The organism is Olivibacter sp. LS-1, assembly GCF_008245145.1.
GTDB classification, from domain to species: domain Bacteria; phylum Bacteroidota; class Bacteroidia; order Sphingobacteriales; family Sphingobacteriaceae; genus Olivibacter; species Olivibacter oleidegradans.
In genome coordinates, this window is the sequence record NZ_CP041643.1 from 4,935,294 (window position 1) to 4,960,215 (window position 24,922).

The window sequence follows — 24,922 nt, forward strand, 5'->3', positions numbered from 1 at the left end:
GGCTACTACTGCAATTTAGGATCGAAATCAAATATTAGTTTCCCTTCAATGGCGTTAAAGCCCACTCTATTCAGTTGTCCTTGAGGTCCGTGATCCACAGCCCGGTCAAATTTGGTACCGATGGCATTAATCGCGTGCAAAAATGAAATGTCACCATCAGGAAAATCGGGAGAATTGTTTTCATTCCTTGCGCCTTTTGGTTTTTCCGGCGTGTACAACCGCAAAAACAGTTTATCACTTCCGTTATATACAATAAAATCCTTTGCTTTATTTTTTATTACAACCCAGTTGAAATCGCGATAATAGCCCTTAAACTCCGGATAATCCCATGATTCGCCCGTGACCGTATTATTGTACTTTTTGTTCCAAACACCGAAGCTATTTCCCTTCATCCGATTTTTCCATACCCTATAGGGGCCTCGTCCCATATACCGAACACCGGTAATTAAATTTTCAGGAAAATTGAAGTTAATTCCTAAAAAGGGATACTCGTTATGCGGATTGGAATTATAAACATTGTATGCATATTCCAATGTTAATAAACCGTTCGGAGCCAATATATAACGAACCTTCTTCCAAGCACCGGTATACTGAACATCCACATAAAGACTGTCTCCTTTTTTGTAATGTTTCATACCTACATAAGATGCCTTTCCTACCGCCAATTGCGGGCCGTTAGTCAAAGGAATTACCGTGCCGTTACTAATCACACTTTGCAGTAAGCCACTTTTTGTATCAAAGGCAATGGTAGTTTTATTCAATTGTAAACGTAAAGTATTATTAGCTTCGTCAACGGAAATAGGCCAGCTTATTTTTGTGCTGAGCCATCTTTCATTCATTTCAATTGGTGATTTTAGTGACCAAGTCCAAGTGAAAATCTCCCGACCATAAGGATCTTTAGCGGTAAGTGCTAACACATCGGTCTTCGCTAAATCATGCTGAAAGGGTAAGCGTAAATAGCCGTTTTGCTGAGGCTCTACATTGGGTCCTTGTAAATCACCTTTCTCAAGAATTTTCACGGTGGTATCCGATTCATATGGTGTCGGTAATTGCCGACATTCATAGCTAAACCTAATCTGATTGAGATTGGTATAAAGGTAATCATTGCTGAGCGGAAGTAAGCCATCAAAGTTCTGGGGAAGCTTATCAAGAGCTATCTTTATAGGTGACCAAATCTCTTTAATAGTATAAAAACTCCCTTCTTTTTCACGATAAGGTCCAAGTATTCCATCGGGTGCCAAGTTACCTTTTATATCCATGCGTCCTTCCTGATCCAACCGCACAACCCCTTCGTCTGCAAAGGACCATAAAAAGCCTCCCGCAGATAATGGTTTACTTCTCATCAGGTTCCAGTGATCTTCCAGCCCGGCACCGTGCCCTCCGTCATAGAGTCCGTGTAAGAATTCAGTAGGAAAAAATACTTCTTTTCCATTATACAATGATCCGACACAGCAATCATAAGCTCTGTAATGCTGCGTGTCGGTACCTTCAAAATTATTCCATGGGTGTATAACGGTGCGCTTTTGTGGGTCATATTTTGCGTAATCGGCAACGAGCTCGTGATTATTCCCCCCTTCGTTTCCGTTAGCCCAGATAACGATAGAAGGATGATTTACGTCCTTCATAACCATTTCTTTAAGTAATTTACGTCCGACGCTGGTATCGTATTTTTTTTGCCAGCCTGTCAATTCATCAATCACAAACAGTCCGAGCGAGTCGCAAATATCTAAAAAATGAGCGTCCGGAGAATAATGAGACATACGAACCGCATTCATATTCATGTCTTTTATAAGATTAACATCTAACTCACTGATTTCCTTGCTCATTGTTCTGCCAGAGGTAGGCCATGCGCTATGTCTGTTAACGCCTTTAAAACGCACTTTCACGCCGTTCACGAAAAAACCTTCTCCACGTCTCAACTCAGCGGTTCGAAAGCCAAACTTTTCGACCTTGCTGTGAATGATTTTGCCTTTATAGTCTCTTAATCTAACAACTACCTGATAACGGTTGGGAAATTCAGGCGACCATAATGCAGGTTTAGTTACTTTATTATTCAGTGTTACTTTCCCTGATTTGTGATCGAGTTTCGCTTGAAATGCTTCGCCAACAAGCTTTCCGTCTAAATCGCTTATCTGCGCTTCCACATATCCATGTGCTAACTTTCCTTCTGTGTATACGTCCATCACGAAATTGCCATCTGCTCTAGCATCAATAGCTGTCCATTCTATATGTGTCTGCGGCGTAATTTCTAAATATACGGGACGAAAAATACCGCCGAACACCCAGAAATCTGACATCCGTTCGGCACGATTGACCGAAGTATCGGCCGATATTTTGCTGACTTTAACTTCCAAAAGGTTATCACCCGTTTTCTTCAGTAATTTAGTGATATCATATTTAAATCGATAAAAGGAACCTTGATGAATAGCTCCCGCGATTTTACCATTAATCTTCACTTCTGTATCGGTCATTGAACCTTCAAAGACTATTTTCATGGTTTTATTTTTCCACGTCGGGTTGCTGGGAAATCGATACTTATAATAACCGATTTCGTTTTTACTGAAATCTTCTTCCCAACCATAGTGGTAGGTTCCAAAACCCTGGGTTTCCCAATTCGAGGGCACTTCAATCGTCGTCCACTGCCCACTTTTTGCACCGGAAGAAACCATAAAATCCCAATTTTTAGTATGATCTTTGTCCGTTCCTGAAAGATATTTGACCACTGTTTCCTGACTAAATACCGTTGATCCCGACAGAAAGCACAAAAGGAAGAAGCTTATAAGACCTATTTGTGGTCTACTACAAAAAGCGATTACGGAAATTCTATATTGCTGAAGCATAATTATTGGCTCGATAATGATAAGTGTTAGTTTTACAATTTTCAGCATTTTTGTGCATTAAACAAAATATTGTTTAGATTATCCGCCAAGCGCGACTAAGACCCAAATGTATAGCGTTGTTGCAGACCTTATTGAGTCGGGAAAAATGGGGAGATTTAGTTCATATGCAAAACAAAACAGTTCATTTATCCTTTATAAAAGGAATGTCTTAAATACACCCTAAAAATGGCATAAAGAGCCTCTTCTATTCTCATAAATAGGTAATACCTTTGTTATACGATAATAAGACAAAAAAAAATAGCTAACAAAAAATAAAACACTGAATTATGAAAAACAATGTTATATGCTGGTTTGAAATATATGTCCGGGACCTAGAAAGGGCAAAGACGTTTTACCGGACAGTTTTAAATAGAACGTTCTTTGATGCTGAATGCGCACCAGGCGAAGCGCCTCAAGAAATGAAGATGACTTTCTTTTCTTCGCCTGATGAGGAGACCGATAAGGTAAGCGGCGCACTGATAGAAATGCCCGGCACAAAAGAAGGCGACGGTGCTTGCGTCAATACCATCGTTTATTTTCCCTGCCAAGATTGCAGTATAGAAGAGAGCCGTGTAGAAGCGGCCGGAGGAAAAGTTCATAAATCGAAATTTTCTATTGGCGAATACGGCTATTGTTCTCTGTGCATGGATACAGAGGGCAACCTCTTTGGCTTGTATTCAATGGAGTAATGAAAGAGAATTTAACCCTTTAGTAATGTGTAACACATAAAACATTAATAGTTTTATAGCTAACAGCTAATAACCTCTAATTAAAATAAATAATATGAAACTCAATCCTTATTTGAACTTCGATGGCCAGGCAGAAGAAGCATTCAAGTTCTATCAATCAGTTTTTGGCGGTGAATTATTTATCCAAAAAATGAGTGCGGCTCCAGGAGGTGAAAATCTTCCTGACCATGAAAAAAACTATGCGATGCATGTCTCTATTCCCATTGGTGAGGGACAATTTTTAATGGCTTCCGATTGTCTAAAATCAGCAGGTCATCAATTAAACGTAGGAAACAACAACTATATCTGTATCACACCTGATAGTCGCGAAGAGGCGGATAGATTATTTAACGGATTGTCGGCTGGAGGAAAAGTCGAAATGCCTATGGCAGACATGTTTTGGGGCGATTACTTTGGTTCATTTGAAGACAGGTACGGTGTTCGTTGGATGATCAATTATAACGAAAAGGCGAAATAACAAATCTTAAGTATTGAAGGAGTGGGAGACGAATCATCTGCCCACTTCCTAACGATTATTCGCCGCTTCCTGAAAAAATCGCGAACCTTCAAATGCCAGAATTGTTATGGTAAAAACAAAGATATTTTACCATGGCTAAAAAATGGTTCCTTGCTGCCAACAAAAAGCAAACGGACGGCAATAGAATGGAAGCACCGCAAAGGATCAATGCGAGTGACGGAATCAACACCTCAGCTTCCCTCGAGACACTCCCTCACGTTTTATTCGCAGATGATGATGCCAATATGCGGGAATATGTTAGTTGTTTACTTAAGACACAATATCGAGTAACCGTAGTTCAGAATGGCATTATGGCTCTTGAGCTAGCAAAAACAACACGACCCGACCTAATATTAAGCGATATTATAATGCCTGGGATGGACGGAATACAGCTATTGCAGGCGTTACGTCAAGATCCGAGAACACATGATATCCCACTCATTCTACTTTCCATAAGAGCGAGCGAAGCGTCAAAAATTGATAGTTTCGACGCCGGTGCTGACGATTATTTAGTAAAACCTTTCACTCCGCCCGAATTATTGGCACGAATTAAAGCGCATATCACGCTTAAGAGAACGAGAAACCAAGCCTATCAGGCTATTAAGAGCAGTGAAGAGCTTCTACAGTCTGTTTTTAACGGCGTGCCAAGCTCGATTGCTGTATATAAAACATGCTATGCTGCAGATAATTCCATCGATGATTTTGAAATGTTCTTATTGAACGATTTAATGTGCCAATCACTTAATCGACCAAAGCACGATATTATTGGAAAACGTTATCGCGAATTATTTCCTACTGCTTCGAAGCTCGATGTATTGGACCTGTTTAAAGAAGTTGTTTATACGGGGCAATCAACTAGTTTTGAACGATGGTACGAAACAAATGGAAAAAATCGCTGCTTGCGATTTAAAGCGAATAAGCTTCATGATTTGTTGATCGTAATAGCGGACGATATGACAGCAGAAAAGCAGTTACAGATAAAGAATGAGCAAATGAAGGCAAAACAGTTAGAGATGGAAGCGCGACAACAAAGAGAAATTTTTCGCGTAACACTTCGGACCCAAGAAGAAGAAAGAAGGCGGATTTCGGAGAATCTACATAATGGACTCGGACAGATGCTATTTAGCATTAAGCTGAATTTAGATACGATTGATTTAAGCGATTCCCTTTTTTCGACTGAGGAGAACCGAAAAAAATTAAAAAATGCGGAATTACTTCTTGCCAATTGTATTCGAGAAAGCCGACGAATTTCTCATGAGCTTATGCCCAGCATTTTAGAAGATTTCGGATTGGAGGCTGCTATTGAAAATATCTGTAGTCAACTTACCGGCCCCTGCAATTTCGTTGCAGAAATCGAACCCATAGTCCCACCGGCTGACCAAGAGATTCAGCTAGCCGTTTATCGTATTGTTCAAGAACTCGCCTTGAACATCGTTAAGCATTCGCAAGCTACCGAAGCCTCTATTAAAATCTATGATTCAAATGAAGGTTTTATCAATGCAACTGTTTCGGACAATGGTATCGGTTTTGATATTCAAAAAGAAGACAACAATGCTACCGGCTTACTCACCATAAAGCACAGAGTAAAAATGTTAAGGGGAAATATACATTGCAGTTCCCAAATTGGTATAGGTACTGCAATAAAAATTTCGCTTCCGAAAACTATCGATACGTATTAGCAAATACAAAGCTTCCCTCATTATTTAGTTTCAACTCTTATTTCACCCCCCTTAAGAAACAAATCGTGCGATACAAAATAACCTTTATTTGGTTTATCATTGACTATAATGTTTTTCAGCGCCCGTCCTTCACCGGCTTTTATTATAGTCAATTCTTTTCCGGCGGCTCGATGCCATTTCACTTTATCGAAAAGTGGCACGGTCACAAGGTAAGTCGGATCCGTTGCAGAATATGTGTATAGACCCAATGCACTCAGTACATACCATGAGGACATTTCACCTGCATCATCCATTCCACAAAGGGCTAGCCCCTCATCACCAATACCATAGAGATTATTTAAGATATAATCGATAATGCGTTGCGATTTTTCGGGCTTCTCTATAAAATAATAAGCGAAAGGTGCTTCATGGTCAGGCTGGTTTCCATGGCAATACTGTCCGATCATTGTTTCAACGTTTCTTGCTATATAAGTTGGATTCCATGGGATGGTAAATAACGAATCTAGTTTTGACTCGAACGCTTTCTTTCCACCGTATAATTCAATCAGTCCTTCCATATCATGCGGTGCAAAAAAAGACACTTGCCAAGCATTGGCTTCTCTATACATGTATTCATAATAAGGGTATTGCGGATTGAAAGGGGTTATCCAGTCTCCATTGTCTAATCTGCCCCGCATAAGCTTTGTCGTTGGATCAAATACGTTTCTGTAGTTCTTTGAACGGGCTATCAAACGCTTATAATTGACTTCATCGCCCAGTTTTTTTGCCATTTGCGCAAGCGAATAATCATCATAAGCGTACTCGAGTGTTTTTGAAACACCCGCTTTCCCTTTTGTTTCAACATGCGGGTTTGCGATGTCAGGATCCGATATATAACCTTTCTGTATATACTCATCTACATAAGGGCGGGCACCATTTGACGCATTTGCATTCCGTAATAATAGTTTGTAAGTTCCTTGAACATCAAAATCATTGATGCCACGTAAATAAGCGCCAACTATAGAAGAAGCTCCATGATCACCATGAAAGAAAGTTGGAATAAACCCTGTTTTATCTCCCACGTCTTTCATTGATTTAATGACATCCAATGCGACCTGCGGAGCAAGTAACCCGAGGAGTACGTCCTTATTCCGGTAAGTGTCCCAAAGGGAAGGTTCAGTATAATAGTTGAAATCTGCTTTATCCACGTTTCCTTTTGCGTCGGTAAATTCTCCATTCACGTCGCTACGTAAAGCAGGCCATAACAAAGACCGGTATAGGGATGAGTAAAACATTTCTTTTTGTTTTTTTGTTCCCCCTGTTACTTCTATAGAAGATAATATTTCGTTCCATTGACGGCTAGCCTCCTCTTGAATTTCAACAAAGCTTTTATTACCTATTTCCTGTAAAAGGTTTTGTTTAGCGTTTTCCATGCTAACAAATGACAAACCTATTTTAAGTTCAACAGGTGCTTTACTTTCATTTGTTAAATGAACAAGAGCGAAGCCCTTTGACTTTTCTGTTTGATTCTTCTGGAGCTTTTTTATATCCGTATTCAAAACGGCATAAAAATATATGCGCTCACCTGTTTGTTGATATCCTTGTAGCGTTCTACTATCTATTTGATCAATTTGCCACGCCGACACTCGGTTATTTGCCTTGGCAAGATCGAAGAGTATCTGTCGGTTCATGGTATTTTTATAATCATATGAATGGTACCCACAGCGAAGCGTTGTGGTCAATTTAACATCAACCTGATAATCATCTAAAAATACTTGATAAAATCCAGGTGCGGCTTGCTCGCGTTTATGTGTGAACTTCGAACCGAAAGAATCATCGGGATTAGATATGGGAAGTATGGGAATATTACAAAGATTCCAATGCCCTTTATTTGTATGAGTAAAACCATAAATTACTGTATCTTCATATTCGTAGCCGGCGCCTGAACCATATTCCGTAATCGGACTCAATTGAACCATAGCATTAGGCAAAGAAGCTCCCGGAAATGTAAGACCTGCCCATGACCTCCAACCTGTAGGAAGCTCATAACCAAGAATTTTTGAATCCGTAAGTGGCGCAGTACCGATGAAAGGATTTACATACTGTATATAATTCTGTTTGGTTTGCCCCCTACCGAAAAGAGCGATAAACGATAGAATCATTGTAAAGATTAAGGTTTTTTTTGCTTGGCTATTCATCTTATATTTATGCTTGGCTTTTCAAATATATACATTCAGGTTCTTATACTTACAATGCACCAGAAATGTTACAAAATCGATTTAGCAAACTCAGGAGATTACATTTGAAAAGGACGTTTATGAAGACTTGTCAAAAGAAAAGCCTTCAATCGGGGAGATTGAAGGCTTTATTAACCAATTATAAACCTAAATTATGATATCACAAAACTACGCCATCGTTGGCTTTTTTGCAAAACCTTAACAATCTTTAACATTTCAAGATCATGTTCTCCGATTAATCCAGCTCGTAGGTTCAAATTAGCAGTAGCAACCTATGATCATGCGTAAAATGCCGCGAGGAGGCACAGTTATTTCATATATTATGGTAATATGTGGTAAAAAAACAGGAAATACCCCGTTTATTTCTCTCCTTTTTCCTCTAGTTTTTACACTTTTTTACCCAGTTCTTTGTGTTAACAAAATTATCAACCAAATGAGAAATAATATTGACAAACACTATGGCGAGATCATCGAACGCACTATCAGACGTAATGGTTACAGCATTAGCGAACTGTCGCGATTGATGAAAGTAAATAGACGATCTATTTACAATTGGTTTAATCAAGCTAAGTTTAAATCTGAAATTATTTTTAAGATCGGTTGTGCTTTGAAACACGATTTTTCGAACGAATTTCCCGAGTTATTCTCACCTGCGGATTTCCAGCAGGCATTTAGCAAAAGCAGATCTTTCAGTGACGATTTTTTAGCGAGTGAATTGGAAAAAATAAATTATTGGAAGGATAAATATATATCCTTGTTAGAGGAATATAACGAAATTTTGGCTATAAAAGGCAAGGATGCGCCTACAAGTGCCTACATGAGTCTAAAGCAACTGTAAGGAACAAACCAAGATTCTCACCCTTTATCATTCATGTGCACATCATAATACAGAAAAGGCTATTGCAAAATTACAGTGGCCTTTTATCAATATGTTAAATCTCCGGTATAAGCCTGTTGATCATCAGGGACAGGAACTTGATTGATTCTCTCAACCGGCGCTTTTAAGGCCTGATATTTTTTGATTCTTGCAAAAGCTATAAGCGCCACCAATCCTAATGATATCCAAAGTAGATCAATTAGCAGAATATCCGTTGCATGTCGAGCCCAGGTATTCCATAGCCAATTACCGGAAAAAACGCCGTTAACAACAGGAACCAGCAAAGCTAATATACCGCCTAAAAGTAAAGTCTCTGCATTAGTACGCCTGAGATTTCTCCTAAGAATATAATATAGGCTAATTACCAGCCAACTGCAAAAGTAAATTTGGTAGATTAAGGTTTGATTTACGTTACCAATGAACTTGATTAGGATAAATGAAAAAGCGGTTACAGGGAACATCGTTAGACAGATGGCTAAAAAAACGTTAGACAACCAAAAATTAAATTTTCTCTTATAAGAAGCGACACTGCTTTTGTCGCGCGCAACCAGCCAGATCAAGATACCGGATATAATAACCACACAACCCGCTATTCCCAAAATAAAATTAACAAGTTTTACAAAATACCCCCCATAGTCACCAAAGTGCAATCGATATATAAAGCTTTTAACCGATGCAATGTAGGTTGGCGTATCGTAGGGTGAACGATGGGTCAAGACCTTTCCCGTCTTCAATTCATAAGTAATTTGTCCGGTTCCTGCAAAGCTTTGTTTACGATCTGCCTCTGACTCGATCGACAGTAACATACTTTCATCGCCATAGTTCTTAATAGCTACACGATTGAAGAAAGCACCTGGCCATCTTTTCTGTGTTTGATCCATATATTCTTGAATATTGGGCGTTGACGTTAACGGCTTGCCGATGAAAGTAGCTTCAGCAGCTGTCGCATATTCCAAATCTTGAAATACTTTTTCCATATCGCCTTTATAGAGTAGTTGGCTAAAGGGTGCCAAAAAAACGGTATTAATGATTAAGATAATACCGGTAAGGGCAAAAACGAATTGAAATGGAAAACCGATTACGCCCAAAACTGTGTGTAGATCTGTCCACAGGGTCTTCCATTTAGACCAGGGTCTGAATAGATAAAAATTGGAAACCAACTTGTCCCAGTGTAGCAATAAGCCCGTAATTAACGCAAACAGGAAGAGAAAGGCCACCAGACCTGCAATCAGATAGCCAATGGGGTATCCTATTCGTAGGGGGATCGCCTGATTGAGTTGGGCCAAAAAATGCAAACGATAGAGAAACTCGCCCATATCATACGATTCTTCATAACTTTTTTCCTTACGCTCAGCAAAATCATACCCTATATAAGCCCGCTCTTTTGCTTTAGGATTATGGAGCGTGTCCTTAGAAGGCGCTATATTTATATAGCAATGACTCGTGTTGGGGTAAAGGTAAAAGTTAATATCTCTACCTGCAAGATTGTATTTTGAATCAAGGGAATCCAAGAGTAGTTGATAGGGTAATCCGTGAGATAGTTTTTCATTTACTGATTTGCCGCTTTGCCAAGCGCTGATCTCGTCTTTAAAAAAAGAAAATGAACCGGCGAAAAAAATAACATATAATAGCGATGCTATGATAATGCCGCTTATCGTGTGGGTATGGAAATAAATATTGTAGTTTCGGTTATTCATAACGTGCTATTTTAGTAGGTAGGGTAATAAAAAGACGATGGTTAACGCTAAATAGATGATCCACGGCTTCCACCACGACCTCGAGAGGAAAGCGAAAAGCAATAGTAAGGCCCAAAGCACATAGCCTACTACGGCGCCAGTTACAATAACATTCTTTTTTTCGAGAAAACAAGCGAGCATTAAGAAGAACGAGATCATAACACCGTATCCACCGAAAAAACCCGCACTGATTTTCATCCATCTTTGCCACGGTGAAGAAGTTAAATATTTTTTATTAGCTGGCATGACTAAAAGATAAAGGTTTCAAGAACAATGGAAAAAAAATAAATGGCAAGTAAATGGTGCCATCGAATATAACGTAACGGTGACAACACCACAACAAAACTGGCGCACACCATCAATAGCAGCATTGCACAGAAAATACCAGCCCCTATTCCTAATCGGTTAATCAACAAAACCGATGTCACCAGGATCAAAATTAAGCTAAGCATTCGTGTTAAAATAATTCGTTCTCTGAAGTATATTGCCCGGGCCGGTTTATTCTTACTCGGAACCCGTTGAGAAAGATTATATAAAAGGTAGAAGGCAATAAGAAGTAAAATAAAAACTGTACTGTACATAATCGCCTGATTTTTTACTATTATTAATTAGATTGATTACAAACAATACAAAGGTAAACAAAAAAGTGTCTTTAGCAAGCTTTAAATAAGTATTTTCCTTCCAAGCAAAAAAAGCAACCTGTAACTTGACTAACAGATTGCTTCATATTACTTTAGGGCAACTTTCTTTGCCAACATTATTCAACGACTCCTCCGACAGGGAAATTACTTGTCAGCCGCTATACTTATTTTGTAGGGATTTTGCTGAAGATCGGCTATACGTTGAATTGATTGCGAAAAGTAGCGATCCAACTCTTGTAATTTTGATAACGCTTCTTGATTCGCTATGTCGGCATTCTTCTTCCGCAGCCTCGCTACTTTTCTTTGTTCCAATGTGAGCGCTTCCTTTAATGAACGTTGCATGCGAGCGATCTCTTTTGCTTCATAAGCTTCTCGTTTAGCAAGTTCCTTTTGAAATTTTTTTTCAATTTCTTCAATCGCCTTTTTACTTTCTTCTACTGCGATTCCCTTTCCGATATTTTGCTCATGCACATTGATAAAATAGGCTTTATCACTTTGGAGTTCCATTCGGTTTCCTTTACTGCCTTGAATACGGGCAACCATGAGGTCGTACTGGTTCCAAAGAATATCAATGTTTCGCTGATGAAATTCAATTTGACTTTTTAGATCGTCTATCATTTTGGCTGGTATCACTAATTCCGGCCCACTTCTGAAATTCTCGTGAGCGCCACTTGTCGTTTGATTAGCAAGTGCGTTACCAGCGCTTGCAATTGCTATTAGACTACTTAATACTAACGTTTTCATACTTTCTTTATTTATTGTTAATCTTATTTTCCACATTGGAACGATCGAGATCATCAACCATGTTTTAGCCCCAATGACCATTTATGCCAATAATTCACATTATCGTTCCAAAACAATAAACAACTGATTATCAATTAAATAAATTATAAAATATTAGGTTACACTGTTCGAAAATGAACGATGGATTGTTCGCTATTGAACAATTTGATTGACAAACAGAAAGATTGCTACTTAGTGAGAGGGTCCACTTTGTGTAACAACTGCTCAATATATTTTTTGAGAATGCTTTGGTCAGCATCTGATTGCGTGTAGACTAACGCGGTTCGATAATAAGCTACTGCTTTTTGATTATCCAATCCCGTATACAGATTTCCCAGTAATGAATAGTAAAAAGGATTATCTGCAAGGTTTAATTTTTCTGCCTCCTTAATAGCTTCTTCCTTTCCATTACTTTTAGCCAACGCATAGGTTCGGTTTAAGGCTGCTATGGGTGAATATTCCAAAATGAGTAAATGATTATATAACTGTAAAATATTCTCCCATTTTTCTTTTGTATCTTCTTTATGCGTGTGCCAATAGGCAATACCTGCTTCTAAGTGATATTTGGTTAGTTGACTACCTTGGGAGGCTCGGTTCAGATAATAAATCCCCTTTTCGATCAGCTCTTTGTTCCAGAGTTGCTCATCTTGATCGTCATACAAAATCATCATTCCGTTTTGACGAATACGAGCGTCAAATCTCGATGAGTGGAAACACATAAGTGATAACAAAGCACTTACTGCGGGTTTGTCTGTGTGATGGTTCTCCATCAACAAATAGGTTAAACGCATAGCCTCAGCACAGAGATCCCGACGCAAGACGGTGTGATGAGAGATAGAATAATAACCCTCTGAAAACAACAGGTATAATGCCGTTAAAACGGTATCCAATCGAGCATTAATTTCAGTTATTTTAGGTTGCTCAATCTTAATATTTTCATCTTTTAACTTTTCTTTGGCTCGCTGAATTCTTTTATAGATTACCTCTTTGTTTGTTAAAAAAGCGTTTGCAATTTCTTGTGCACTAAAGCCACATAACAGATTGAGGGCTAAAGAAATTTGCGCCTCGCTTGAAATACAAGGATTGCAGACCGCAAAGATCATTGCCAGCTGGCTATCACTAATGTTTTTTTCTGATAAATCAATTTCCAGTTCTTCAACTTTATCGGTAATGTGCTTTAAATCAGGTGATAATTTCTGCTCAAATAAGTTACTCCGTTTTAGGTGATTTTTTGTTTTATTTTTAGCAACCGTGTATAGCCATGCGGTGGGATTATCAGGAATTCCTTTTATACTCCATGATTCACTGGCAGAAAGAAATGTATCGCTTACGATATCTTCCGCTATTTCTATATGTTCTATACCAAACAGATAACAGAGTACCGAAACCAGCTTACGGTACTCTGTACGAAATAAATGTGGCAAAAGCTCGCTGTTGTGCATTGTCCGGTCAAGCAGCTTTATTCATGATAATCGGCCGGCACAGCTAGCCTTATTTCTACATTTCCCCCCATCTGTAAGATGGGGCAATCTTTTGCGATCTCAGTAGCTTCGTCATAATCATACGCTTTTATAATGATTAAGCCACCAATGGATTCCTTGATTTCGGCATAAGGTCCGTTAATCACGGTTTTGCTACTCGTAACCACCTTTCCTTTGGCATCCCAACGTTGCAATGGTCTAGCGAGTTTATTTTGTGCGGCGATATTCCCCAGCCAATCCTGCCAAGGTTTTATACTAGCCTGCAATTGTTCGGGCGATGGTGCCTCTTCGCCAATAAAGGATCTACGGAATATTAATAAAAACTCATTCATTACTTTCGTTTTTTGATTTACAATAAAAAATTCTTTTTCGACTTCATCGGTTCAAAGATAAAGTTTACGTAACTACTGTTGAAATGGACATCAAAGGAGCTAAGCCATGTCTTCATTATTTCTATTTATCTGCTTTAACGAGAAGACATTTGAACTTTAAAAATTGGACAACAGACGAAGTTTTTTATATTCTCTATATACAGCCGGCTAATTTAGAAAAGATTATTTATTGTTGCATTCATCAATAAACAAGGAGTTCAGCGGTTATCGGGTCGGATAACCGTGTGTTTTTTGAAATGATGGCATGAGTCGTAAAAGTGCCGAAAAATAGACCCATGGGATAAAAAAAATTGTAGGAAAAAAAATGAACCAAGGTTAAGAAGCTGCTGTTAAGCATATCTGAAAAGAAAAGGCCCAACGTTTGGAATTTGCCAGGCACTTTATACTAAGTGTACAAATATCGCATAACCCGGCTTTATACGATAGCTAAGATTTGATAACTCCTCTTATTGAATGTAAGGCACTCCCCAACACGCTTTCCTAACATCGTCTGTCCAAAAGGAGATACAGGAGAGATAACAAAAAAGCTATAGGGTGAAAGTTCAACTGTCCCAAGGGCAATTGCCAAAAAAAATAAGCCATCATTGGTTTGCACTAAACTTCCCAATTGAACAATATCACTCGCTAACGCAACAGAAACACCATCAAGTTGATATTTTAACCGGTTTGCTTCTGCCAATTGACGTTCATTTCTATTGATTTCTTGTTGCATCATTTCGCGCGTAGTTTCGTATTTATCTCCCGCGCTACTTTTTGTATCATCCGTTGCTGCATCTTTTGCATAGCAAATCCCTTGCTCTGCATGATCAATACGCTCGTTCACGATCTCATGGCAACGTTTATACAGCTTAGTTTTTAATTCATTCAATTCTTTATTCATAGGAAGCTAATTTCGAAAAAATAATTGCTTCCTGATCCTTCTCTATTACATAATTGTAAATCGGTAGGCTATCCATATCGGCCGTGTTATAGAGAACCATCATACCGTTTTAATAATTTCTAAAGTCAATCTTCCAGCTGAACGCATTGGAATTCCATTAATAAAACACCTATAACCGTACAGGTCATCCCAACAAAACATTAGTTCCGAACTTTGGAAGCACCTACGTTTTCGGATCAACTGATAAAAACCGCTGCTATAATGCGGAAATCGAGATCGTCCTCGTCTGGATATTGTTTGCCGCAAGAATATGGTTATATTCTTCCAATAAACTGATGTACTTGTCCTTCCAATAGTTTATCTTTTCACGCTCCTCATCTAAAAATCGCATATGGAACATCTTGCTATCATTAAAAACTTTCTGAAACTCCTCAGCAGAAAAAAGCTCAGGAAACTCATTCGAAAAATCATGTTTTAAAGCGCAGCCTATTTTGAAAATGATTTCAGGCTTAAATTTAGGCTGATTAAACCAATTGTAAATAGATCTTCTATTTACTTTCATCAATCTCGACAATTCGCTGATACTATAGCCATTGCGACGGATGGTTCTTTCAATAATTTCACCGTAATGCTTTTCCATATTTTTAATTTTAAGCGGTAAAAACAATTTCTATACAAAGAAAGGCGACAAATCCGTGATTAACTAGAGGAAAACCCTTCAAAAAACACAGGAAATACCCTGTATTTTAGAATAAATCATAAAATAAAGGCAACAAACAAACAGAAAAGATAAAAATATATTAACAATAACTTAATTTCGATAAACAAAACGCAATACTGATAAACCCAAAAGAGCTTACTGTAGAAAAGCAATGGCAAACCGGCTGGGTAGCAAAAAAAATAAAGCCGGTTATTCTTCAAAACTGCTTTCTAAACTCCTCAGGCGTTAATCCGACATATTTTTTAAAGAACTTGGTGAAATAGGAAGGATCGTTGAAATTTAATTCGTACGCAATAGCGGAAATCGGGAGTTCCAAATTAACAAGTAAACGTTTTGCTTCCAATACAATACGATTTCTAATTAATTCACCCGCTGATATACCCAACATATCTGAACAAAGTGCATTTAGGTAATTGGGCGTTACATATAAAAGTGCCGCATATTCTTTCGGCAATCGCAAAGTTTGAAAGTTCTGATCTATTAACCGCTGAAAATTCCGAATGACTGTTTGATTAACCAAAGAACTACCATGGCTTTTCCCTATATGGGAGGCACCAATACATAGAAATAGTTCTAATGCTTTCACGCGTAAAGCATCTAGATTCATTGGATTAATAGTTTCCCGAAGACTAATCATTTCTTCAAAAATCTTTTCAATCTTTCCTTGAAGCGATAAGGGAATATCCAAGACCGAATCCTTAGCTATTCCATTAAAAAAAGTAAAATCGTTAAGGTAATCCGACCGCATTAAAAACGACTGGAAAAAGGAGGTGGAAAAATTCAGTACATATCCTTCTATCTCGCCTTCAAAATTCCAGTGATGCACTTGACCCGGCACCATAAAATAAATCTGAAAAGGCTTTACCTGAAACTGTTCAAAATCGATTGTATGAATACCTTGTCCTTGTCTAAAATAACCTACATGAAAGAAAGCGTGTCGATGGGGAACCAACAACTTCTGATGTTCCAGGATGTAGGGAGCAAACGGCTTAACTAAAACATCATTCTGCGTAACCCCCAAACCAATAATATCATAAACAGGGAAAGCCTTCATATGTCTCACAAAGGTATCGCTTATTCGTCAGTCATAATGCATAAATAATACTTCTACAAATTATTTCTTCTGCTGTTGAACAAAATCGGGTATATAACGTAGTCCCGGGGTTAACCAGAACAGCAAGATGACACGCGAATATCGATAATTTAATGGCGAAAGCAAAAGCGCTGCTGCAAGTGCTGCACCTAAATACAGCCAGGGTGACTCCAAATTACCGGTTAGTAAATAGGTACCTACACAGGCGGCGATTAACTCGGCCACGTTCATGGCATAGCTCACAAACATAGCAACATAAAAATAACCGGGCTCGCGCTCAAACTTCAAACCGCAATGTGGACAGTTTTCATTCATTTTTTGAATTTTAAGCCCGTAAGCTTTCCCGGTAAACATGGCGCCTGTACGACAACGTGGACATTTCGCTTCTAGCGCAGCGCTCCACTCACTGATTTCTTTCGAATTTTCCATATTTCTTTTTACAACCTGAGGGACATCTTTATCCTTTATTTGCCAAAACTAAACAACGCACTTTATAACCGGTGGTGTGATTTACGGAGCTAATGGTATAATTTACCGATTCGATGGCATGATTTCTTGAAACCATAGGTGTTACGGCTCAAAATGAGGCAGACCAGAGCATACCAAATAAATAGAAGTAAAAAATATACCATTAGTTATCAAATAAATAATATGATCTATATAAACTGTTTATACATAATACTAGCGAAGATTAGTTGACATTAATAAAATAATACATAAAGCTAGAAGCTGCATAATCACCTATTTAGAGAACACATGGCTTAACGCGCATTAGAGAATCTCCTCTTCCTGGCATTTTTTTGTAAAGACTAGAAGAACATCTATATTAAAAGTTTATAAAACAACATAAAATAACTGATTTTAAACAATTTATAATGTTTTGTAACAAAGAAAAAGCTTTTATTGTACCGACTGTCTTTTTATTAAACTGGCCGGATTGAACCTCCATTCGAACGACGTCTTCTAATTGGTCTCCATTTTATCGTATTTCATTTGGATAAATTTTACCTTTATGAATAAAATCAAAAACTATGGCATGGAATCCGGCTCTCTATAACAGGTTTAAAAAGGAAAGGTATGCACCTTTTTATGATCTTTTAGCACTCATTAATTCAAAGCAGGGAATGACCGTTCTTGATTTAGGATGCGGCACCGGTGAATTAACCAAAATGCTTTCTGAAGAACTCCAAAACGCTGAAAGCGTATTAGGAATAGATTCATCGTCAGAAATGCTGGAAGAATCTAAACACTACCAAAACGAACGTGTTTCTTTTGAGCGAAAGACAATCGAAGAACAACTAAACGAACCAAGTCAATGGGACCTAGTGTTTTCCAACGCGGCAATCCAATGGATTGACGATCACGCCCGTTTAATACCGAAAATGATTTCTATTCTGAAATCCGATGGACAGCTGGCTATTCAAATGCCTTCTCAAAAGGAGAATGTGCTGAATCAAATGTTATTGGATATGGTTCAGGAAGAGCCGTTTTCAAGCGCATTAAAGGGATGGAAAAAGATCTCTCCTATATTGAGTATAGATGAATATGCCCAAATCTTATTCGAAAATGGTTGTAAAGAAATGAATATTATTCAGAAAGTTTATCCTTTAATAGTCCACAACAGCAATGAGCTCCTCGAATTCATCTCAGGATCTGCATTAATACCTTATTTCGAACGTTTTACTGACGATATCAAAACCTTATTTATCCAAGAGTATCAAAGACGTGTACAGCAGAGATTTTCCGCCTCCCCTATCTTATATGCATTTAAAAGAATACTGATTAAAGGTGATTTTTGAGTCATTTAGTGAGTTTTCATTAGTTGGCCTACTTAGCTTTTTTATTCTAATTCTTTTCTTAACTATTAATGTAACTCTCCAAGTGGCTGATAGTTTGCTTCTGATCTTCAATAATATATTTAACAAGATCGCCTATCGATATAATCCCTATCAAGTTACCGTTTTCTACTATCGGCAGGTGCCTGAAGTGCCGATCAGTCATAAGCTGCATGCAATGATCAATGGAATGATTCGGTCCAACGGTATGTGGATTTGATGTCATTACCTCATGAATGGCAGTATTTGCGGAGGCCCTGCCTTTGAGAATAATTTTTCGGGCGTAATCCCTTTCCGTAAAGATACCGAGTAACACACCTTGATCAACGACCAACAATGCGCTAATGTTTTTTTCCATCATAATTCGTAAAGCCCCCAAAACGGAATCATTGGGAGATACCGACACGATGGATTTAGCCTTATTTTCAAGAATATACTTAACTGTTTTCATAACGTAACTTAGTTTTGTAATTGGCAAACAAAAAGTATGGGGCTTGATAAGCAAAGGATCGGCTAAGGCAATATAGCAACATGCATAATTACCATAAAATTAATACTTTTAATGAAAAAAGTCAACTAATTCTACAGCTCCTGTGTCGGCGATTCGTAGCGATTTCCATATTTGCTTACGGTAGATCACGCAATTCTATCCAAACCGGGGCATGATCGCTTGTTTTTTCCCACCCACGCACATAACGATCCACTCCGGCTGCAACCAGTCTTTCAACCAGTTGTGGGCTGAGCAAAAAGTGATCAATACGTAAGCCGGCGTCGCGGCCATATGCATTACGGAAATAATCCCAAAAAGTGTAAATCCGCTCGTTGGGATATAATTGTCGAATTGCATCCGTCCATCCTTGCGTCATTAAATCGGAGAAAGCCATACGCACCTCCGGCCGAAATAATGCATCGTCTACCCAACGTTCCGGTTTGTATACATCGAGTTCGGTGGGGATCACATTATAGTCGCCCGTTAATATCACAGGAATATTCTTATTCAATAACTCCTGTGCGTGATTGGCTAAACGCTGAAGCCACTTGAGCTTATAGTCAAACTTAGGTCCGGGAACCGGATTACCGTTTGGCAAATAGAGACATCCTATATGAATGTTATTGATACTTGCTTCGATATATCGGCTATGTGTATCCTCCGGATCTCCCGGAAGTACACGTCCAAACTCTATTATATCTAGATGTCGAGCGAGGATGGCCACGCCATTCCAGCTTTTCTGGCCATGCCATATAACATTATAACCAGCTTCTCGGATTGCCTGTTCGGGAAATTTTTCCTGAGGGGCTTTTAACTCCTGCAAGCAAACGACATCGGGCTTCGCCTCTTCCAACCAACGAAGCAATACGGGCAATCGGCCATTAACACCATTTACATTGTATGTAGCTATTTTCATCTTTGTATTTTTAAGCCTCTTTTATTTTTAACGTAATAAGCCGGTTAACAAGTAACCGGCTTTCACTTTAAATTCACTTTTATTGGACCCAGTAAATCCTATGTTATTGGATAACTTTCAAAGCGGCCTGATAATTTGGTTCTTGAGCAATTTCGGGCACCTGTTCTTCATAAATGATTTTGCCCTGAGGATCAATTACTACTACGGCGCGACTTAGTAAACCTCTCATTTGGCTGTCTGCAATTTCAACACCGTACTCCTCACCGAAATTTGAACGGAAATCGGACAACATAACAACATTTTTTATCCCCTCGGCCCCGCAAAACTGTGCTTGAGCAAAAGGTAAATCTTTAGATATACATAACACGGTCGTGTTGGGTAGATTAGCTGCGTCTTCGTTAAATTTACGTACAGACGCTGCACAAACACCGGTATTAACGCTGGGAAAAATATTGAGGATTACGTATTTTCCTTTGAAGTCGTCCAGCGTCTTTTCAGATAAGTCAATAGCGGTCAGCCTGAAGTTTTTTGCTTCGCTCCCAACGGAAGGTAATGTACCAACCGTATGTACGGCATTGCCCTTTAATGTAATAGATGTCATTTTTGTTATTTTATTTAATTGTTGATTTATAGTCGATGGTGACTGAGCATAGCTCTCCCCATATAAAGTAAAAATAAAACAAAAGAGCATTAAATATTTCATCATACTATTATTAAATACAAGCAAGTTAGCGGATTTGTTCGAATTCCTCATCGCTTTATTATTAACATGGCTATTATTTTACAAAAGAATGTATGATGAGTCATTCGTACGAAGTGAAATAAATCGATATACTATTGGTTTGAAGGCAATTGCGCCGAATCAAAAATCTTGCTCACAAACACCAATAGCATTCACCCCGGCAGGAAGATGATGATGACAATTGTTATGGGAGACCTTTTTTAAACTTCTTTATGCATTCTATGGCACAATGATTATTTTGCCGGTTGCAAATAAAAAAGCTATGTATGACACCTTAAGAATATTTTTTCATAAACTAATACCTAAATTAGATGATGAAACCTGGAATAGTTTTGTTAGCCTTCAACAAGTCAAACACTACAAGAAGGGCGACATAATCAGTGAAGAAGGAAAAACAAACAACATTGTATCTTTTATTCAAAAAGGAGCAGTAATGGTTTATAACCATCTGGATAATAAAAAATGTGTTTATAATTTCTTCTTCGAAAATGAGTACACAGGCGACTATGAAAGTTTTCTGACACGTAAACCCGCTCTATATGGTATCGAGGCAGTTGAAGACTGTATTTTGTTTCAATTACACTACAACGGTTTACAGTTAATGTATGAGAAGCATCCGGTGTTTGAACGAGCGGGTCGACTAATTGCCGAAGCTCAATTTTTGAGACTGACAACAAGAAACGCGTCTTTATTAGCTGAAAAGCCTGAAGAACGTTATCTAAACCTTATTAAAGCGAAGCCGCAGGTTATACAACGCATACCTCAATACCACATTGCATCTTACCTAGGCATTACACCGGAAGCCCTGAGTAGGATTCGGAAGCGGATAATGTGAAAACTACGCACTATAAGCAATCGTTTATTGACTTCGATCAACAAAAAGATCCGAAAATGCCATTTTTTTTGTAAAAAAAGGCATATATGAAAATCGTTTTTTTCCTATTCATCACATTTTACCTTGTACAGACCAAGGCTCAACAAGTAACTCAAATTGTTAAAGGCAATGTTAGCGACGAGGCTTCTAAGCAATCATTGCAAGGTGTTACGATTCGACTTGCTTCTAACCTTTCCAAAACCACCCTAAGTGATTCCTCTGGTAATTTCAAATTAACGGACATTCCGCTTGGCAGACAGCGATTCATTATAACCGCTGTTGGCTATGAACCTCTTTCATTAAATAACATTATTGTAACAGCAGGCAAGGAAGTGGACTTAACAATCAGTTTGCGTGAAAGTTTAATGAATTTGGACGTCGTCGAGATCACAGCTAATGAAAATAGCGGGGGACGTAAGGTTAACAACGATATGTTAAGTGTGAGCGCCAGAACTTTTAATATGGATGAGACGAAACGTTACGCAGGTTCGTTAGGCGATCCCGCGCGAATGGCTACTAATTTTGCAGGTGTTGTTTCTACCAATGATACTCGAAATGACATCATCATCCGAGGAAACTCTCCAAATGCTATGCTATGGCAATTGGAGGGGCTTAATATACCAAATCCAAATCATTTTGGTTCTCTTAATAGCATGGGAGGCTCCGTTAGTATGCTGAACAGCAATTTGATTGATCAATCTGATTTTATGACAGGGGCTTTTCCTGCCCAATATGGCAACGCATTATCCGGTGTGTTTGATCTAAAACTTCGCAACGGAAATAGTGAGAAACACGAGTTTGTAACGCAGATGGGGTTCAATGGCTTTGAAGGTGGAGCAGAAGGCCCTATAGGCAACAGTAAGGGGGCGAGCTATTTGATAAATGCCCGCTATTCCACCTTATCGCTTTTTCAGAATTTAGGTATTGAGTTTGGCACCGGCGGAGCCACTCCTGAATATATGGATTTAAACTATAAAATTAACTATCGTATCGGGAAGCATGGTAATCTTTCCTTATTTGGCATTTGGGGAAGAAGCAGCATGGATATTTTGGCAAGCGAATATGATCCCGAAGGTCAATCCTATGGCAACGAATATAGTAACCGTTATCCCCGTTATCAGACCAGCATAAGCGGATTAAGTTATAAATACCAACTGAACAAAAAAACCGCTATCAACTTTATTCTGGGTTATAGCCGTACGAACGAGCAATTTGATCGAGATTCGGTTAATCAAGAAAACATCAACCAAACGATACCTGACTGGCATTGGCGTTTTAAAATAAACAAATTCTCCGGCGTTCTTCACCTCCATCATAAATTCAATGCAAAGCATAGCTTGGTAGCGGGTATCACAGAGGATTTCACCAATTACACTCTTTTTAACAGGAGGATGCGACATGGAATAAGTGAAATGATACTGAACAATCGGAATGGTGACTTTGGCTTAATGCAAGCCTTTACTCAGTGGAAATTCAGAATGACAGATCATTTTAGTATGGTCTCCGGTTTGCATTATCAGTACTTAAGCCTTTCACAAACGAATAGTTTAGAACCTAGAATCGGTGTTAAATACGAGGGCTTAGGATCCCATGTTTTTGGCTTTGCATACGGCCTACACAGTCAAATGGACAATATTCTCACCTATGCTACAGTTACGACAACGGCGGCCGGCAATCGATATACTAATGAATCGTTGGGATTTATACGCAGTCACCAATTTATTTTATCACATAATTGGAACATACGTTCCAATACCCATCTTAAAACAGAACTGTATTTTCAGCGGCTATTTGATGTTCCGGTCACGAAAGCTCCGAGCTCTTTTTCAACATTAAATCTTGGCGCCGAAACCATTCCTGTTTTGCGCGATAACCTGATAAATGAAGGAGTTGGAAGAAATTATGGCTTAGACATCACGCTGGAACGTCTTTTCAATAAAGGCTTTTATTACTTGCTAACCGGATCCTTTTTCAGTTCTAGGTATCAGGGAAGTGATGGCATATGGCGCAACACTGCATTTAACATGAAAAATGTTTTTAACTTATTGGGGGGTAAGGAATGGAAAGTAGGAAAACAGGAAAACATATTCGGTTTAAGCGTAAAGGTTTCTCGGGTGGGTGGACGTTATTTATCGCCGGTAGACATCGCTTCTTCTGTTATCGACGGCGAAATTCAGTACGAGGAAACAAGGGCATATTCTTTACAGCAGCCTGCTTATTTCCGGGCAGATGTAAAAGTCTCCTATCGCAAAGAATTCACGCGGACAACTATGGAACTCGCTCTCGACCTGCAAAATGTAACCGATAATAAGAATATTTTTCGCCAGGAGTGGAATGCTCAACAGCTTAATGTTATCAACGTCTACCAGCAAGGCTTTTTTCCCGTTCCTTTTGTGCGATTCACATTTTGATAATGTTATCGATGCTTTACATACTGAGATAAGCATTGATACTTATCTCAGTATGCTCCTTATTCAAACATCAGCCCATGCGTTTATTCTTCATTCGTACTTCACGGCGATTGATAAATAATTTGGGCAAGCCTCAGACAATATTTATATTTAGCTTTTATTTGTCGGTGTGAAAAAACACGAAAGGCTTTCTACATACTATCCATTGACCCATAAAAGCCAAATCAGATGGCTTAGAATCCTCATAATCAGCATACTGTTTGGCTGTAGTGGAAAAGAGATGCCTGAAATATATGTTGATCAGCAGACAGAAGTGTATCTTCGAGATACCAACATCATAAAAAAAAGCTACTTGCAGGCCTTAAGTTTTGCCAAATCTACCGGATTAGCTGTAACAGCGCTCACCGACGAAGAATTCAAAAAGATTGGGGTTCGCCGTAACCAACTACTCATAACAGCCGACACGATAGGTGCCCGTGAAGAATCTTGGGGCTTTAGTTTTCAAGGCCCGGCAAGCAATCCAGGACAATGTATTTTTTCACTTACTTATACGGGCACTTTAAGTATACAAACACCAAATCGTTCGGTTAAATACAATCTGGAAAACCGGAAAATGATTGATCAGGAAGCGGGAATTCCGGAAGCTTTTTTGTTACACTTCAAAGCGCTCCCAATAAAACCTTCAACCGAGGAAGAGGAGAACATACCGACAGACGTACAGCTGACAGGACGGGGTGTACTGCTTCAACAACCTTATGTCGAATGGACTTATCCCGACTCCAGTATGGAAAGAATATGGTCTAACGGGAGGGAATGGGGATTTAGCGAGCTGCCTTCGAGGAAAAATCATGCTGCCCCAGGGGCACTGGTCCTTGCTTTTGAAAAACCCACCGGTTCTCAACGCTTGGTCATGACAACGAAGGAACTGCAGATCGACAAAAAAGTTGACCGAACGCCGTTTCAATTCGATCAACACCGGTAATCCAAAACATCTTTGCTTCAAAACCCCCGGAAACGGGGATTGACAACCT

22 protein-coding genes are annotated in these 24,922 nt (G+C 38.8%); 8 read left to right on the top strand and 14 right to left on the bottom strand.

Going from position 1 to position 24,922, the window contains the following annotated elements; translation table 11 throughout:
• Positions 1-5: 5 nt before the first annotated feature.
• Complete coding sequence (locus FKG96_RS20450) at positions 6-2,888, bottom strand: glycoside hydrolase family 2 TIM barrel-domain containing protein (protein WP_130858420.1); 2,883 nt, start codon at positions 2,886-2,888, stop codon at positions 6-8.
• Positions 2,889-3,166: 278 nt separating this feature from the next.
• On the opposite strand from FKG96_RS20450, the gene FKG96_RS20455 reads away from it, so the two are divergent.
• From FKG96_RS20455 to FKG96_RS20465, 3 genes are all read left to right on the top strand, one after another.
• Complete coding sequence (locus tag FKG96_RS20455) at positions 3,167-3,568, top strand: VOC family protein (RefSeq protein WP_130858421.1); 402 nt, start codon at positions 3,167-3,169, stop codon at positions 3,566-3,568.
• A 94-nt stretch (positions 3,569-3,662) separates the two neighbouring features.
• Entirely contained in the window at positions 3,663-4,085 is a 423-nt protein-coding gene (locus FKG96_RS20460) for a VOC family protein (RefSeq protein ID WP_013667730.1), read from the top strand.
• 131 nt (positions 4,086-4,216) lie between these two features.
• On the top strand, positions 4,217-5,803 hold the full coding sequence (locus tag FKG96_RS20465; protein ID WP_130858422.1) for a response regulator: 1,587 nt from the start codon (positions 4,217-4,219) through the stop codon (positions 5,801-5,803).
• A 20-nt stretch (positions 5,804-5,823) separates the two neighbouring features.
• On the opposite strand, the gene FKG96_RS20470 is transcribed toward FKG96_RS20465, so the two are convergent.
• A complete protein-coding gene (locus tag FKG96_RS20470; RefSeq protein ID WP_130858423.1) occupies positions 5,824-7,980 on the bottom strand; it encodes a GH92 family glycosyl hydrolase in 2,157 nt (718 codons plus the stop codon).
• 472 nt (positions 7,981-8,452) lie between these two features.
• Here FKG96_RS20470 and FKG96_RS20475 point away from each other — a divergent pair, with 472 nt between their 5' ends.
• Positions 8,453-8,857: a helix-turn-helix transcriptional regulator gene (locus FKG96_RS20475; protein WP_013667733.1), complete on the top strand. Its 405-nt coding sequence runs from the start codon at positions 8,453-8,455 to the stop codon at positions 8,855-8,857.
• Positions 8,858-8,943: 86 nt separating this feature from the next.
• Here the strand turns inward: FKG96_RS20475 and FKG96_RS20480 are convergent, their stop codons facing one another.
• From FKG96_RS20480 to FKG96_RS20520, 9 genes are all read right to left on the bottom strand, one after another.
• Positions 8,944-10,593, bottom strand: coding sequence for a PepSY domain-containing protein (locus FKG96_RS20480; protein ID WP_130858424.1), 1,650 nt, complete (start codon positions 10,591-10,593; stop codon positions 8,944-8,946).
• Positions 10,594-10,599: 6 nt separating this feature from the next.
• Positions 10,600-10,878, bottom strand: a complete 279-nt coding sequence (locus FKG96_RS20485) for a hypothetical protein (protein WP_130858425.1) — start codon at positions 10,876-10,878, stop codon at positions 10,600-10,602.
• Positions 10,879-11,417: 539 nt separating this feature from the next.
• The gene (locus FKG96_RS20490) at positions 11,418-12,017 is read right to left on the bottom strand and encodes a hypothetical protein (RefSeq protein ID WP_013667737.1); all 600 of its coding nucleotides are present in this window, start codon (positions 12,015-12,017) and stop codon (positions 11,418-11,420) included.
• Between the two features lie 227 nt (positions 12,018-12,244).
• The gene (locus FKG96_RS20495; RefSeq protein ID WP_013667738.1) at positions 12,245-13,498 is read right to left on the bottom strand and encodes an RNA polymerase sigma factor; all 1,254 of its coding nucleotides are present in this window, start codon (positions 13,496-13,498) and stop codon (positions 12,245-12,247) included.
• Between the two features lie 17 nt (positions 13,499-13,515).
• A complete protein-coding gene (locus FKG96_RS20500; RefSeq protein ID WP_013667739.1) occupies positions 13,516-13,869 on the bottom strand; it encodes a YciI family protein in 354 nt (117 codons plus the stop codon).
• A gap of 475 nt (positions 13,870-14,344) precedes the next feature.
• On the bottom strand, positions 14,345-14,809 hold the full coding sequence (locus FKG96_RS20505) for a GreA/GreB family elongation factor (protein WP_130858426.1): 465 nt from the start codon (positions 14,807-14,809) through the stop codon (positions 14,345-14,347).
• Positions 14,810-15,065: 256 nt separating this feature from the next.
• The gene (locus FKG96_RS20510; protein ID WP_013667743.1) at positions 15,066-15,449 is read right to left on the bottom strand and encodes a helix-turn-helix transcriptional regulator; all 384 of its coding nucleotides are present in this window, start codon (positions 15,447-15,449) and stop codon (positions 15,066-15,068) included.
• A gap of 277 nt (positions 15,450-15,726) precedes the next feature.
• Positions 15,727-16,584: an AraC family transcriptional regulator gene (locus FKG96_RS20515; protein WP_013667744.1), complete on the bottom strand. Its 858-nt coding sequence runs from the start codon at positions 16,582-16,584 to the stop codon at positions 15,727-15,729.
• Between the two features lie 60 nt (positions 16,585-16,644).
• Positions 16,645-17,052 (bottom strand): DUF983 domain-containing protein, encoded by a 408-nt coding sequence (locus FKG96_RS20520; RefSeq protein WP_013667745.1) that lies wholly within the window; start codon positions 17,050-17,052, stop codon positions 16,645-16,647.
• Positions 17,053-17,654: 602 nt separating this feature from the next.
• Here FKG96_RS20520 and FKG96_RS20525 point away from each other — a divergent pair.
• A complete protein-coding gene (locus FKG96_RS20525; RefSeq protein ID WP_130858427.1) occupies positions 17,655-18,422 on the top strand; it encodes a methyltransferase domain-containing protein in 768 nt (255 codons plus the stop codon).
• A gap of 58 nt (positions 18,423-18,480) precedes the next feature.
• On the opposite strand, the gene FKG96_RS20530 is transcribed toward FKG96_RS20525, so the two are convergent.
• The 3 genes from FKG96_RS20530 to tpx all read right to left on the bottom strand — a co-directional run bounded on the left by FKG96_RS20530 (position 18,481) and on the right by tpx (position 20,465).
• Positions 18,481-18,909, bottom strand: coding sequence for a CBS domain-containing protein (locus FKG96_RS20530; protein WP_013667747.1), 429 nt, complete (start codon positions 18,907-18,909; stop codon positions 18,481-18,483).
• A gap of 175 nt (positions 18,910-19,084) precedes the next feature.
• Entirely contained in the window at positions 19,085-19,864 is a 780-nt protein-coding gene (gene xth / locus FKG96_RS20535) for an exodeoxyribonuclease III (protein ID WP_130858428.1), read from the bottom strand.
• A 103-nt stretch (positions 19,865-19,967) separates the two neighbouring features.
• On the bottom strand, positions 19,968-20,465 hold the full coding sequence (tpx, locus tag FKG96_RS20540; RefSeq protein ID WP_130858429.1) for a thiol peroxidase: 498 nt from the start codon (positions 20,463-20,465) through the stop codon (positions 19,968-19,970).
• Between the two features lie 403 nt (positions 20,466-20,868).
• On the opposite strand from tpx, the gene FKG96_RS20545 reads away from it, so the two are divergent.
• The 3 genes from FKG96_RS20545 (at position 20,869) to FKG96_RS20555 (ending at position 24,873) form a co-directional block, all read left to right on the top strand.
• A complete protein-coding gene (locus FKG96_RS20545) occupies positions 20,869-21,441 on the top strand; it encodes a Crp/Fnr family transcriptional regulator (protein WP_165447091.1) in 573 nt (190 codons plus the stop codon).
• Between the two features lie 86 nt (positions 21,442-21,527).
• Positions 21,528-23,891, top strand: a complete 2,364-nt coding sequence (locus FKG96_RS20550; RefSeq protein WP_149105971.1) for a TonB-dependent receptor — start codon at positions 21,528-21,530, stop codon at positions 23,889-23,891.
• 280 nt (positions 23,892-24,171) lie between these two features.
• On the top strand, positions 24,172-24,873 hold the full coding sequence (locus FKG96_RS20555; RefSeq protein WP_130858432.1) for a hypothetical protein: 702 nt from the start codon (positions 24,172-24,174) through the stop codon (positions 24,871-24,873).
• Positions 24,874-24,922: the final 49 nt, after the last annotated feature.

What these genes read in the sequence shown, in the direction of transcription:
- FKG96_RS20470 (WP_130858423.1), bottom strand. Translation starts at nt 7,980, where the DNA reads ATGAATAGCCAAGCAAAAAAAACCTTAATCTTTACAATGATTCTATCG.
- FKG96_RS20515 (WP_013667744.1), bottom strand. Translation starts at nt 16,584, where the DNA reads ATGAAGGCTTTCCCTGTTTATGATATTATTGGTTTGGGGGTTACGCAG.
- FKG96_RS20550 (WP_149105971.1), top strand. Translation starts at nt 21,528, where the DNA reads ATGAAAATCGTTTTTTTCCTATTCATCACATTTTACCTTGTACAGACC.
- xth (WP_130858428.1), bottom strand. Translation starts at nt 19,864, where the DNA reads ATGAAAATAGCTACATACAATGTAAATGGTGTTAATGGCCGATTGCCC.
- FKG96_RS20510 (WP_013667743.1), bottom strand. Translation starts at nt 15,449, where the DNA reads ATGGAAAAGCATTACGGTGAAATTATTGAAAGAACCATCCGTCGCAAT.
- tpx (WP_130858429.1), bottom strand. Translation starts at nt 20,465, where the DNA reads ATGACATCTATTACATTAAAGGGCAATGCCGTACATACGGTTGGTACA.
- FKG96_RS20490 (WP_013667737.1), bottom strand. Translation starts at nt 12,017, where the DNA reads ATGAAAACGTTAGTATTAAGTAGTCTAATAGCAATTGCAAGCGCTGGT.
- FKG96_RS20475 (WP_013667733.1), top strand. Translation starts at nt 8,453, where the DNA reads ATGAGAAATAATATTGACAAACACTATGGCGAGATCATCGAACGCACT.
- FKG96_RS20450 (WP_130858420.1), bottom strand. Translation starts at nt 2,888, where the DNA reads ATGCTGAAAATTGTAAAACTAACACTTATCATTATCGAGCCAATAATT.
- FKG96_RS20530 (WP_013667747.1), bottom strand. Translation starts at nt 18,909, where the DNA reads ATGAAAACAGTTAAGTATATTCTTGAAAATAAGGCTAAATCCATCGTG.
- FKG96_RS20520 (WP_013667745.1), bottom strand. Translation starts at nt 17,052, where the DNA reads ATGGAAAATTCGAAAGAAATCAGTGAGTGGAGCGCTGCGCTAGAAGCG.
- FKG96_RS20460 (WP_013667730.1), top strand. Translation starts at nt 3,663, where the DNA reads ATGAAACTCAATCCTTATTTGAACTTCGATGGCCAGGCAGAAGAAGCA.
- FKG96_RS20500 (WP_013667739.1), bottom strand. Translation starts at nt 13,869, where the DNA reads ATGAATGAGTTTTTATTAATATTCCGTAGATCCTTTATTGGCGAAGAG.
- FKG96_RS20545 (WP_165447091.1), top strand. Translation starts at nt 20,869, where the DNA reads ATGTATGACACCTTAAGAATATTTTTTCATAAACTAATACCTAAATTA.
- FKG96_RS20485 (WP_130858425.1), bottom strand. Translation starts at nt 10,878, where the DNA reads ATGCCAGCTAATAAAAAATATTTAACTTCTTCACCGTGGCAAAGATGG.
- FKG96_RS20495 (WP_013667738.1), bottom strand. Translation starts at nt 13,498, where the DNA reads ATGCACAACAGCGAGCTTTTGCCACATTTATTTCGTACAGAGTACCGT.
- FKG96_RS20525 (WP_130858427.1), top strand. Translation starts at nt 17,655, where the DNA reads ATGGCATGGAATCCGGCTCTCTATAACAGGTTTAAAAAGGAAAGGTAT.
- FKG96_RS20555 (WP_130858432.1), top strand. Translation starts at nt 24,172, where the DNA reads ATGCCTGAAATATATGTTGATCAGCAGACAGAAGTGTATCTTCGAGAT.
- FKG96_RS20480 (WP_130858424.1), bottom strand. Translation starts at nt 10,593, where the DNA reads ATGAATAACCGAAACTACAATATTTATTTCCATACCCACACGATAAGC.
- FKG96_RS20505 (WP_130858426.1), bottom strand. Translation starts at nt 14,809, where the DNA reads ATGAATAAAGAATTGAATGAATTAAAAACTAAGCTGTATAAACGTTGC.
- FKG96_RS20465 (WP_130858422.1), top strand. Translation starts at nt 4,217, where the DNA reads ATGGCTAAAAAATGGTTCCTTGCTGCCAACAAAAAGCAAACGGACGGC.
- FKG96_RS20455 (WP_130858421.1), top strand. Translation starts at nt 3,167, where the DNA reads ATGAAAAACAATGTTATATGCTGGTTTGAAATATATGTCCGGGACCTA.